The organism is Streptococcus sp. 1055 (assembly GCF_013276815.1).
Classification (GTDB): Bacteria; Bacillota; Bacilli; order Lactobacillales; family Streptococcaceae; genus Streptococcus; species Streptococcus pseudopneumoniae.
The window spans coordinates 1-12,263 of record NZ_VMLT01000115.1; the positions used below are offsets into that span (position 1 = coordinate 1).

General features: G+C 35.7%; 12 protein-coding genes and 2 pseudogenes. 9 read left to right on the plus strand and 5 right to left on the minus strand.

Going from position 1 to position 12,263, the window contains the following annotated elements; all coding sequences use genetic code 11:
- Positions 1-171: 171 nt before the first annotated feature.
- From HT699_RS09715 to sdaAB, 3 genes are read right to left on the minus strand one after another with little or no spacing between them, the layout of a single operon-like run.
- Positions 172-804: an HAD hydrolase-like protein gene (locus tag HT699_RS09715; RefSeq protein ID WP_000200873.1), complete on the minus strand. Its 633-nt coding sequence runs from the start codon at positions 802-804 to the stop codon at positions 172-174.
- A 21-nt stretch (positions 805-825) separates the two neighbouring features.
- Positions 826-1,698, minus strand: coding sequence for an L-serine ammonia-lyase, iron-sulfur-dependent, subunit alpha (gene sdaAA / locus HT699_RS09720; protein WP_000500037.1), 873 nt, complete (start codon positions 1,696-1,698; stop codon positions 826-828).
- Positions 1,699-1,706: 8 nt separating this feature from the next.
- Positions 1,707-2,378 (minus strand): L-serine ammonia-lyase, iron-sulfur-dependent subunit beta, encoded by a 672-nt coding sequence (gene sdaAB, locus HT699_RS09725; RefSeq protein ID WP_000838912.1) that lies wholly within the window; start codon positions 2,376-2,378, stop codon positions 1,707-1,709.
- A gap of 241 nt (positions 2,379-2,619) precedes the next feature.
- Here sdaAB and HT699_RS09730 point away from each other — a divergent pair, with 241 nt between their 5' ends.
- Positions 2,620-3,240 carry a LysM domain-containing protein gene (locus HT699_RS09730; RefSeq protein WP_138701321.1) on the plus strand — a complete coding sequence of 207 codons (621 nt, stop codon included), beginning with the start codon at positions 2,620-2,622 and terminating at the stop codon, positions 3,238-3,240.
- 51 nt (positions 3,241-3,291) lie between these two features.
- Here HT699_RS09730 and HT699_RS09735 read toward each other — a convergent pair whose 3' ends face one another.
- The gene (locus HT699_RS09735) at positions 3,292-4,155 is read right to left on the minus strand and encodes a helix-turn-helix transcriptional regulator (RefSeq protein WP_138701322.1); all 864 of its coding nucleotides are present in this window, start codon (positions 4,153-4,155) and stop codon (positions 3,292-3,294) included.
- 465 nt (positions 4,156-4,620) lie between these two features.
- On the opposite strand from HT699_RS09735, the pseudogene HT699_RS09740 reads away from it, so the two are divergent.
- The 8 genes and pseudogenes from HT699_RS09740 (at position 4,621) to HT699_RS11860 (ending at position 10,921) form a co-directional block, all read left to right on the plus strand.
- Positions 4,621-6,839, plus strand: a pseudogene (locus tag HT699_RS09740) (peptidase domain-containing ABC transporter).
- Positions 6,832-7,299, plus strand: a complete 468-nt coding sequence (locus HT699_RS09745) for a hypothetical protein (RefSeq protein WP_001096141.1) — start codon at positions 6,832-6,834, stop codon at positions 7,297-7,299. Before HT699_RS09740 ends, HT699_RS09745 begins: the two are co-directional and overlap by 8 nt.
- Positions 7,296-8,648, plus strand: coding sequence for an HlyD family efflux transporter periplasmic adaptor subunit (locus HT699_RS09750; RefSeq protein WP_172934317.1), 1,353 nt, complete (start codon positions 7,296-7,298; stop codon positions 8,646-8,648). Before HT699_RS09745 ends, HT699_RS09750 begins: the two co-directional genes overlap by 4 nt.
- A gap of 144 nt (positions 8,649-8,792) precedes the next feature.
- Positions 8,793-9,167 carry an SPH_0224 family bacteriocin-like peptide gene (locus HT699_RS09755; protein WP_069288096.1) on the plus strand — a complete coding sequence of 125 codons (375 nt, stop codon included), beginning with the start codon at positions 8,793-8,795 and terminating at the stop codon, positions 9,165-9,167.
- A 6-nt stretch (positions 9,168-9,173) separates the two neighbouring features.
- On the plus strand, positions 9,174-9,356 hold the full coding sequence (locus tag HT699_RS11855; RefSeq protein ID WP_000511666.1) for a hypothetical protein: 183 nt from the start codon (positions 9,174-9,176) through the stop codon (positions 9,354-9,356).
- A gap of 18 nt (positions 9,357-9,374) precedes the next feature.
- A complete protein-coding gene (locus HT699_RS09760; RefSeq protein ID WP_172934318.1) occupies positions 9,375-10,277 on the plus strand; it encodes a hypothetical protein in 903 nt (300 codons plus the stop codon).
- Between the two features lie 55 nt (positions 10,278-10,332).
- Positions 10,333-10,713: an SP_0115 family bacteriocin-like peptide gene (locus HT699_RS09765; RefSeq protein ID WP_000424453.1), complete on the plus strand. Its 381-nt coding sequence runs from the start codon at positions 10,333-10,335 to the stop codon at positions 10,711-10,713.
- 1 nt (position 10,714) lies between these two features.
- Complete coding sequence (locus tag HT699_RS11860) at positions 10,715-10,921, plus strand: hypothetical protein (protein WP_014632394.1); 207 nt, start codon at positions 10,715-10,717, stop codon at positions 10,919-10,921.
- Between the two features lie 294 nt (positions 10,922-11,215).
- Here the strand turns inward: HT699_RS11860 and HT699_RS09770 are convergent.
- Positions 11,216-11,542 (minus strand): annotated as a pseudogene (locus HT699_RS09770) (DNA-binding protein); the annotation flags it as partial.
- Positions 11,543-12,263: the final 721 nt, after the last annotated feature.

Consider the following 12,263-nt stretch of genomic DNA (forward strand, 5'->3'; position numbering starts at 1 on the left):
TCAGTTCTATCCACAACCTTAAAACAGTGTTTTGAGCTAACTTCGTCAGTTCTATCCACAACCTTAAAACAGTGTTTTGAGCAGCCCGCAGCTAGTTTCCTAGTTTGCTCTTTGATTTTCATTGAGTATTACTTCATTTTCTTCTGAAATGGAGTTGTTACCCAGTCTATGCTATTGAAAATACGCCAAAACTTCTAAGGGTTTGTGGGCGATATAATCAGGCTGATAGTTGAGCAAATCTGCTTGCTCTCCAAATCCCCAAGTGACGGCCAATTTCTGAATGCCTGTTTCTTGAGCTCCAAGCATATCAAACTTGGTATCTCCGATGATGATGGCTTGTTGAGGGACTAGTTGATGTGTCTGCAAGGCCTGGCGAATGACATCTGCCTTATGAGGTGCTTCAGGGCTGGAACCATAGATGCCATCAAAGAAATGATGGATTCCCAAGTTTTTAGTCATGTCTTGAGCGATTGGAGTATTTTTTGTCGTGGTGATGTAGAGTGGATAACTGCTTGATAACTCCTCAAGCAAGTCTATAATCTGAGGAAAGAGTTGAGCTTCATAGATGCCTTTTGCCTTATAGTAAGAACGATATATCTGCACGGCTTCAGAAATTTGGTCTTTGGACAGGCAGGTCGCAAAACTACTTTCGAGAGGTGGTCCCATAAAACCACGAATCGTTTTGGCATCAGGGCTAGGCACCTCCAGCTCTTTAAAGGTATGGGTAAAGGCATTGTGAATCCCGATAGAACTGTCAACGAGGGTTCCATCCAGATCGAAAAAGATAGCTGTGATAGAGGTCATGGTTTCTCCTATTTGATAAGCTTATTCTCCGAAAATTTCTTTTTGGAGGCGACGACCAGTTGGGGTAGCAGCTAGTCCACCTTCAGCTGTTTCACGGAAGGCAGTTGGCATGCTTGCTCCTACTTGGTACATGGCATCGATCACTTCATCCACAGGGATTTTAGATTCGATACCTGCCAAGGCCATGTCTGCTGCGATGAAAGCAAAGCTAGCTCCCATGGCATTACGTTTGACACAGGGAACTTCGACCAAACCTGCAACAGGGTCACAGATGAGGCCTAGCATATTTTTAATGACAAAGGCAATAGCTTGACTGGCCTGATAAGGTGTTCCACCTGCAGCCAGAGTCAAGGCGGCAGCACTCATAGCAGAGGCTGAACCAACTTCAGCTTGACACCCACCCTCAGCACCTGAGATGGAGGCATTGTTTGCGATGACTAGTCCAAAGGCACCAGCAGCAAAGAGGAAATCCAATTGTTGCTCGTGGCTGAGGTCTAATTTTTCAATAGCAGCAGTGAGAACGGATGGCAGACAGCCAGCACTTCCAGCGGTTGGAGTGGCACAGACCAAGCCCATTTTGGCATTGTGTTCATTGACTGCGATGGCATTTCGGGCAGCCGAGAGAATCGTATAATCTGACAGAGTTTTTCCGTTTTCGATGTAGTGATCCAATTTGGCAGCATCTCCACCTGTCAGGCCACTACGAGATTTATTTTCATTGAGGCCAAGTTGGACAGAGGCTTTCATAACTTCCAGATTGCGTTCCATGAGAAGGAAGACTTCTTCACGTTCGCGACCGGTCAATTCAAACTCTGTTGTAATCATGAGTTCTGCGACATTTCCTTGAAAGTCCAGATCTGCTTGCTCGACCAATTCTTTGATAGAATAAAACATGCTTCCTCCTATTTAAAGAAATTGACATTGTGGAGATGAGGGATTTTTCGAATTTCTTCGATAGCCTCATCACAGTTGCGACTGTCAACTTCGATAATCATAATGGCTTTTTCACCAGCTTTTTCACGAGTGACATTCATCTGGGCGATATTGATACCATAGCGGGAAAGCGCCTCTGTAACAAGGGCAATCATACCTGGAATATCTTGATGAACGATGATGATAGTCGGTGTATTCATATTGAGAGAGACGGCAAAACCATTGAGTTCGGTTACCTGAATATTTCCTCCACCGATAGAAATACCAGTTACGCTGATGGTCTTGTGAGCATTTTTGACGGTAATTTTAGTGGTGTTTGGATGAGGAGCATTGCTGTCTTTCTGAATGGTCCAGACAATCTTGATACCGCGCTTGTGGGCAATCTCCAGACTATTTGGGATTTCAGGATCATCTGTATCCATGCCTAAAATACCTGCAACAAGGGCTAGGTCTGTTCCGTGACCACGATAGGTCTTGGCAAATGAGTTAAAAAGTTGGAATTCAACTTCTGTCGGAGTATCATCAAAAATGGAAGAGACAATCTTCCCAATACGAACAGCACCAGCGGTATGGCTACTAGATGGGCCAATCATAACTGGTCCGATGATATCAAAGACAGATTGAAAACGAAGTGATTTCATCAGTTTCCCCTTATAAAAATTCTTATCTCTATTATATCAAAGAATGAGGGTCTTGACTTTAATTGTGGATGAAAACCTTTCTAATACCTCAAATAGCATAAAAATAGTATCTTTTATGACAAAAAACACCTTATCTAGGGAAATAAAAAATAATTTTGTAATATTTCTACATAAAAGTGTCAAGAAACGGTAATATTTAAAGGGTATGATAGAACTATAGAAAGAAGGAGAATTTTCGAATATGAAATCAATAACTAAAAAGATTAAAGCAACTCTTGCAGGAGTAGCTGCCTTGTTTGCAGTATTTGCTCCATCATTTGTATCTGCTCAAGAATCATCAACTTACACTGTTAAAGAAGGTGATACACTTTCAGAAATCGCTGAAACTCACAACACAACTGTTGAAAAATTGGCAGAAAACAACCACATTGATAACATTCATTTGATTTATGTTGGTCAAGAGTTGGTTATCGATGGCCCTGTAGCGCCAGCAGCACCAGCTTCAACGACTTATGAAGCTCCAGCTGCTCAAGATGAGGCTGTTTCAGCTCCAGTGGCAGAAACTACAGAGGTAGAGGAAGAAACTCCAGTAGTAAGTGAAACAGTAGCAGAAGAAACAGTTGCTTCAACTGTAAGCGGATCTGAAGCAGAAGCTAAAGAATGGATCGCTCAAAAAGAATCAGGCGGTAGCTACACAGCTACAAACGGACGTTACATCGGACGTTACCAATTGACAGATTCATACTTGAATGGTGACTACTCAGCTGAAAACCAAGAACGTGTAGCAGATGCCTACGTTGCAGGACGTTACGGTTCATGGACAGCTGCTAAAAACTTCTGGCTTAACAATGGCTGGTATTAAGAACTAACTAGCAGAATAATATGAAAGGGTCGAGGAAATTACTCGACTTTTTTATATTTCTTTCGGTTGATAATAGGTCTCCACTTCTTTTTTGAGAAAGGCTAGAATGGAAGTTTCATCGGTCAGCTCCAGAAGGGAGAAACCTTTTTGGATAAGTTTAGAATCATCCCTACAAATCCCGATACGGACATAGCAGATAGCAAGCCTATCGTAGTGCTTCTTTTTCTTGGCATCCTCTAGTAAAGTATAGCAGATTTGTTGACACATGTTTTTGTCTTGATGGTATAAGTAAATGGTGGACAGATTGAGTAGGATTGCCATTCGTAAGTCATATAAATGTTGGTAGTTTTTATAGACTTCCAAGCGTTGCAAGATTTTTCCAGTGATGAGATGGAGGTGTTCAATGGGAAAGCTGAAAAGAATGGTATTGAGGATTTTTAGGTCATTTTCATACCATGTATCTTGTTTTTCAATTTTTTCCCAAAGCTTTTTGATAGTCTGTTTTACTTGGTCTGACAGTTGCTCTGTACCATGTTGACGGATATGAATGACAACTTCCAGCATATCCCTGATCTCTTCTATAGAGAGGTCATGATGGGTCTTGAGATAGTTTTGGCATTTTTGAAATAGTTTTTCGAGTTCACTAGTCCCTAGGATTGAGCTCATATTGAGATAGGTTTGCATGATTTCTGTTCGTTGGCTTGGTTGATAGAGATGGCAGATATAGTCAAACTCTTCAAAACTCATATTGATTTGCTGGAGAAGAAACTCCATATTTTCATATTTGGGAGTTGCTTTACCGCCTTCAATCTTTGATAGGCTGGTTCTTGAGAGGACATTTCCACAGACCTCTTCTTGGGTCAAGCCTTTTGACTCGCGTATTTCTTTATAGACCTTTCCGAAATCATAACGCATAATTTTCTCCTTTTCGTGAAAAAAGTTAACAAATAATAAAATCTAGTTAAAAATATTGTATCATAGTAACAGGAATAGTAAAAAAGAAAACTAAAATAATGTGTGAAAAAAGTTAACTAATTTTAAAATAGAATAAAGAAGAGGTATACTATAGATACAAAATATGGATAGGAGGGAAAAAGTATGAATAAAAAAATATTTTGTATTCTAGTATGTATTATATCATTGATTAGTCTGGCTATAATCTTTCCATGGGGCTGGCCGATATAATGTAAGGGAGCTTGAGTTGTTAAAGGAGGCTTAGTCCTTGGACAAAAATCTGCTGTACTACAATGCTTGGAAAGATATCAAGAACAAAGAATGATACGGTTGAAAATAAACTAATTCAAGAACTACTGGGCAGTGATTGAGGTTTGGGTGACATCAAAGAAAAGTTAGATGAATTCTAAAGAATTGAGTATTTCTATGTTAAAAAAATATCCTTGTACGATGCAACATGACCAGTCAGATTGTGCTGCGGCAGTTGTTTCAACAGTTCTTTTATCTTACAAAAAGGAACTATCAATCATGAAGATTAGGGAAATTATTGGTACAGACATGTATGGAACGACTGTCAGTGGTATTGTTTCAGGTCTGAATAAGTTGAATTTTACAGTAAAAGCTGTTCGAGTAGCACTGGAAGATTTGACTCCAAAATTAACATTTCCTGCGATTCTTCAAGTTAAGAATGATTTAGGTCAAAATCATTTTGTGGTATTACATAGTATCAAAAGGAATAGTAAATTTTACGTAGCAGACCCTGCTAGTGGCATACGCAAGATGTCAAGTGACGAACTGGGAGAAATTTATCAAGGTATTACTCTTTTTATGGTTCCAAATTCGGATTTTGAAAGAGGGAAACTAAAGGGAAAAGGACTTCTTGATTTATTTGGAAGGTTAATTTTTAATCAAAAAGGATTGATTAGTACAGTCATATTAGCTTCCTTTGTTTTAAGTATCATTGGTATTTTATCGAGTCTCTTTTCAAAAGTTATCATGGACGAGGTGATTCCATATGCTTTAAAAAATAGTCTGTATATGTTTTTGATAGTATTTGGAATAGTATCGTTCTTACAGACTCTTCTATCTGCATTTCGTCAGCACGTTCTTTTGTTTCTATCTCGAAAAATTGATATACCGGTTTTAATGGGATATTATGACCATATTATTCATCTTCCTTATAGTTTTTTTGGAAGTCGTAGAGTTGGTGATGTTTTAACAAGATTTCAAGATGCGATGACGATAAAGAATGTGTTTACGTCAGTCTCTATTTCATTAGTCATGGATATCACCTTGTCAGTTATTAGTGCGGTTGTCCTTTGGACTATTAATCAATCTTTATTTCTGATATTAGTTTTTATGGTTATTGTTAACATCATTCTTATATACTGTTTTAAAAAGCCTTATAAAAAATTAATCATGAACAAATGGAAGCAAATGAACTTCTTAATTCACAGTTAATTGAATCTATTCGTAACATTGATACCATTAAGTCTCAGCATGATGAGGAACAACGTTTAAACAAAATTGAAGAAAAATTTGTTCATACTTTAGAAATTGGTTATAAAGAGGGTGTTTTGCAGAATATTCAATCTACAATATCTTCAATGACCTCAACCATGGGTGGGTTATTATTTATGGGAGTGGGCGCCTTATTTATCATTGATGGAAAAATGACTATTGGGGACCTCTTGGTTTTTCAGACATTAAGTCAATATTTTACAGAACCTATTCAGAATTTAGTTGGTTTGCAGTTAACCTTTCAAGAGGTACAGGTTGCGGTTAGTCGACTTCAAGAATTGATGGAAGTAGATCGTGAAGACATTGCCTTGGATTATAGTATTAGAGACTTCACCTTATGTGATGATATCGAGTTTAAAGATGTAACATTTGCCTATGGTTCGCGCCCACCTGTTATCAAGAACTTTAATTTGCGAATTAAACAAGGAGAAAAAATAGCTTTTGTTGGTGAAAGTGGAGCAGGAAAAAGTACGATAGTTCGTTTATTATTAAGATTTATAAATCCGAATGAGGGGAAAATTTGTATAGGAGCAAATGACTTATCAGATCTTGACTATGGTAAACTACGTAAGAAAATTTCCTACATTCCACAGACCATAGAACTCTTTACAGGGACAATTATTGATAATCTAAAAATTGGTAATCCTTCTGTTACATATGAGGATATGGTGAGAGTTTGTCGTATTGTTGGTATTCATGATACGATTCAACGTCTTCAAAATCGTTATGGCTCCTTTGTAGAAGAAGGCGGTCAAAATTTCTCGGGTGGAGAGAAACAACGATTGGCTATTGCAAGAGCACTACTGAGTAAAGCTGATTTGTATATATTTGATGAGGCAACCTCTAACTTAGATTCATTTAGTGAACAGATTATTCAGGATTTAATCTTTAATAAAATAATGGATAAGACAACAATTGTAGTAGCCCACAGGCTGTCTACAATTCTTCGATGTGATAAGATATGCTTTTTAGAAAATGGGACTATTATGGAATATGGTACTCATGAAGAACTAATGGCGAAAAATGGAAAGTATGCTAGAATGGTTGGTTTGCAGAGCGTTCAAGTGAATCAACAAATTCAGTCACAGGCTGTGTTAGATACAGAGGAGGTTACTTATGGCTAAGTTAGAGGTAAAAGATAATAAAAAACTGGTACTAAAGTCAGTTATCTGTAAAAAGTTACATGATACAAAAGTAGAAGATGTAGATCAGGAAATTAATAAATTTCATCAACATTTGCAGTTGTTAAAAGCACAAATTTTTGGTCCATTAATTGTAAAAAGTTGTGGTACTACTATTCATGATGATGGATTAATAACGACTGATTTTGAGTTTTATATTCAAGCTCATAATGCTCAACAGTACAGTAACATTTATGATGTACAGGATTCTATCTCTGTTCCATATTGTTTATATGTTCGTTTTGAAGACAGTCCAGAGTATCTACAGTATGCGTATTCTAAATTGGATCTATATGTCTATGAAAATGATATTCAAACGGATGGGATTGTCTATACAGTTTATGTTAATTCTTCTCCTGAAAAAATGGTAGTAGATATTTTTAGACCAATTGTAAGCCTATGAAATTATATAGTAAATCAGAATTACGTTATTCTCGTATTTTCTTTGATAAGAGACCACCAGCTTTTGCGTTTATTCTCATTATTTCAACTGCTATTATCTTAAGCGGTGCATTGGTTGGCGCAGCTTATATACCCAAAAACTATATTGTAAAAGCGAATGGAAATTCAGTTATAACAGGTACAGAGTTCCTATCAGCAATTGGTTCAGGGAAGGTAGTTACTTTACATAAGTCAGAAGGAGATATGGTAAATGCTGGAGATGTTATTATTTCGTTATCAAGTGGACAAGAAGGTTTACAAGCGAGCTCTTTAAATAAACAATTGGAGAAGTTACGTGCAAAAGAAGCTATCTTTCAAAAATTTGAACAATCATTAAATGAGAAATACAATCATTTATCTAATTCTGGTGAAGAACAGGAATATTATGGGAAAGTTGAATACTATCTGTCTCAGTTAAACTCGGAAAATTATAATAATGGTACCCAGTATTCAAAGATTCAGGATGAATATACGAAGTTGAATAAAATAACAGCTGAAAGAAATCAGTTAGATGCCGACTTGCAAGCTCTACAAAATGAATTGCTTCAACTTCAACAGCAAGGAGACTCACCTTCTCTATCAGATACGACATCAGCTGATAACAAAGCTAAGTTAGAAACTAAGATATCGGAAATAACAACAAAAATCGAAGCATTAAAAACAAATATTACTTCTAAGAATAGCGAGATTGATAGTCAACAAAGCAATATTAAGGATATGAACCGTACCTATAATGATCCAACTTCTCAGGCTTATAATATTTATGCTCAATTAGTTAGTGAGTTAGGTACTGCTCGTTCAAACAACAATAAAAGTATTACAGAGCTTGAGGCTAATCTTGGAGTGGCAACAGGTCAAGATAAAGCTCGTAGTATATTAGCGCCAAATGAAGGTACTCTGCATTATCTGTTACCTTTGAAACAAGGAATGTCTATTCAGCAGGGGCAAACGATAGCAGAAGTTTCAGGGAAAGAAAAAGGTTACTATGTAGAAGCTTTTGTACTTGCGAGTGATATTTCTCGTGTTTCGAAAGGAGCAAAAGCTGATGTTGCTATTACTGGTGTAAATAGTCAAAAATATGGAACACTAAAGGGACAAGTCAGACAGATTGATTCAGGAACAATTTCCCAAGAAACGAAAGAAGGCAATATTAGTCTTTATAAAGTCATGATAGAATTAGAAACCTTAACTCTAAAACATGGAAGTGAGACAGTCGTCCTCCAAAAGGATATGCCAGTTGAAGTGCGGATTGTCTATGATAAAGAAACCTATCTTGATTGGATTTTAGAAATGTTAAGTTTCAAGCAATAATTGGTTTTAAACCTTAGGTAACCTATAAAAACAAATAAGGTAGAGAAAGGATATCTTATCTAGGTAGCTAAGTGATAGAAACACAGACGACGATTACTTGTTAGGAAACCATCCTAACCATGCTTAATAAAAAGGAGAAAACAAATGGAACTTGTATTACCAAATAATTATGTTGTGATTGATGAAGAAGAGATGATGTACCTTGATGGGGGATTTTCTATTCCGAGATGGCCTGTTGCAACAGCCATTAATATAGCTTTTAATGGTGTTTTAGGTGGAGGAGCAATCAGTCTAGTTAGAAATTATATTCGTAATTATGGTTTGCGGCGAGTTACAAGCGCAATTGCTGGAGCAGCTGCAAGATATGTTGGGGTACGAGTTGCAAATAGAGTGGCAGGATTTGCACTGTCTGCTATTAATGGATTTGCAGCTTGGATGTCAATTGGCGATGCTATTACAACAATCTGGGCCAATAATGATGTAAATAGGAGAGACCCAAATTTAAACGCCTTGTGGTAACTAGATATGGGTATTAAAATGGAAAAAATTTTTGTTATTATTTTTTTTGTATGTCTATTTATATCATCCATAACTTTTTTAGCCTATGATTTTGTTAGCGAAGAAATAAAAAAGTTGATTATTTGGATTAATGTCGTTTTTTTGATTTTAATCATAGCAATGATGATTTATCCAAAATTAAGAAAATGATAAGGACACTGTAAAATTATGATACGTAAACTAATTGTTTTCTTACTAATGCTCCCTCTTTTTGTCTTGTGGCTAGAGTTGCATGTCCTAGTGAATAACTTACTATTGAATCTAGAATCTCCCCTTGATTTTGTGATTAGTATGAGTCTTGCTTTCTGTAGTTTGATTTTACCAAAAATAGTTTTAGACATACTATACGCATTGAAAGATTTGTACAAGAAAGAAGCTCTTATTACGATTTTTCCTTTTATTTTTATAGGCAGGAAGAAAGTAAATGTGAGGTTCTCACCCTATTTTTCATTCCATCGAAAAAGTTTGTCGGTTGATGATTTAAAATCTAGAATGATATGGAGTTTTATTCTTGAAATAGCTATTATCCTAGTATTTATTTTAAAAATTCCTTTTGCAATCATCATGCTTACTACAATATTTTTCTGGACTATAATGGATATCAATCATCTCGTTTTTAATAAGACGGAATTTCTTTTTAATCAAAATAAGTGGGAAAAAGAAGATTCGTTTGAAAGCGATTTGACGAAAACGTTAAAGGATAAGATACAAAAATCAGAGCTAAGTTATTCTGACTTAATGTCTCTTCAGCTGTATGATGCGATGAACCAATCCACCTTTTTAACGGATAGTGAACTTTTTGAGGATATTTTGAAAAAAATCGAAGATTCTCATAACACCCTTCTGTGTACAGGTCTTGTCGAGTTACTGATGTATGAAATGTCTATTAGTAACAATAACAACTGGTCCAACAAGGTTGATAAAATTAGGATACACCTCATCAGAATCAATCAATTAGATTTTTTCTATTATACAAGTTGGTTAAGGCAAAATTTTGATTTCTGTATGAATAGAGAGTATCATAAAATGAAATCTCGGAAATTATTACTGAGTAATAAAAAGATAGTTTAAGTTCGTCCTATTTGTAAAACAAATGAAACAATTTCAACTAAGGAGGAGAAAACAAATGGAACTTGTATTACCAAATAATTATGTTGTGATTGATGAAGAAGAGATGATGTATCTTGATGGGGGTGGTGTTGGTCGTAACTGGTGGAATAGTAGAGGTAGTTTTGCAACAGTTCTGGATGTAGGTTTGGCCATCTATAGTGGTGGTGCAACAATTTATTCTGCTTATGCGATAAAAAAAGCTATCTCAGCTAATAGAGGGGCTATTACGAGAACATTACGTAGTTTAATAATTAAACATGTAGGTAGTGCAGCTGGCCATTTAGTCAATACTGCACTAAACGTTGCACTAACTGTTACTGGATTTTCACTAGGTGGAGCAATCGCATATGGGGCTGATTGGGCTGACGGTAGCTTAGATGGTTATATTTTTGCTTAAAATGAAACATTTTTTTGCAGGAATTGGTGAAATAAACTTTGTAAGTTATTTATTGTATATATGTGTAGGAATAGCCCCTTTTTTTCACGTATATATAATAGGTTCTGAAATGAATTTTGTGAAAATAGTGTTATCTATTTTGGGAATTATATTTGTTTGTATTTTAACTATTGCTCGAATTTATAGGACTTTTTTCTATAAAGAATAGTTTGGACTTGAAATGTATTTAAAAACAAGAGGTTGGTAGATTATCAGCCTCTTTCTTGTCGTTGAAAAAGTGAGATATATTGACTTTTGAAAAAAATGTCATAATTGAGTTGGGATAAACGTAAAAGTCATACTTTCTCGTTAAATCGTTCGGCGATTCATGGTGACATGGACACATAGTAGTAAACACACTATGTGGCTTGGCAGAGCTAAAAACTTCTGGTTTAACAATGGCTGGTATTAAGAACTAACGAACAAATAATATGTAAAGAGTCGAGGAAATCCCTCGGCTTTTTTATCTTTCCTTCGCTTGGTAATAGATCTCTACTTCTTTTTTGAGATGAGACAGCATAGAAGTTTCCTCGGTTAGCTCCAGAAGGGAGAACCCTTTTTGGATAAGTTTAGAATCGTCTGTACAAATCCCAATACGGACATAGCAGATAGCCAGCCTATCGTAGCTTTTCTTATTCTTGGCGTCCTCTAGTAAAGTGTAGCAGATTTGCTTACACATGTTTTTATCTTGATTGTATAGATAGAGTGTGGAAAGGTTGAGCAGGATTGCTATTCGCAAGTCATATAAATGTTGATAGTTTTTATAGACTTCTAAGCGTTGCAAGATTTTCTCGGATTATTGACAAATAAACGGACATTCTGATAGACGATTGCCCTAGCGGCTTAGTGTAAACTTTACAAATTTGGCTTGTAATTTTTTTATAAAATTCACTTTAGTTACTTGACAGTTATTATATTTTCGCTCATAATATAGATAAAAGGATGGGATAGGAGTTTAAAAATTTGAAAGCGCTATCCATGATCATAACGCATAATTTTCTCCTTTTCGTGAAAAAAGTTAACGTAATTTTGAAATGAGCTTAATAAGAGGTACTATGTAGGTAGAAAATAAAGATAGGAGAAAAAGTATGAATAAAAAAATATTTTGTATTCTAGTATGTATTATATCATTGATTAGTCTGGCTATAATCTTTCCATGGGGCTGGTCGATATAATGTAAGGGAGCTTGAGTTGTTAGTGGAGGATAAAATGTTAAGAGTAATAGTAGTTATTCAATCTTTAGTAATAATACTGCTTGCTGTTGCTTTATTATTATCTCGGAAAAACTTTGATTCGTTAAATGTTGTTCTTATAATGATGATCGTATCACAATTGTTGTTATTAGTATATTTGATAAAATCAGGGAATCAGTGATTAGCTGTTATTTGAATTAAGTAAACTGTTAAGCTTCAAGCAGTAACTGGTTTTAAATATTTAAAATAAGATAAAGGAAGGAAGTCTAATTTAGGTAACTAAACAAAGCCTGCGATCACTTGTTAGGAAACCATCCT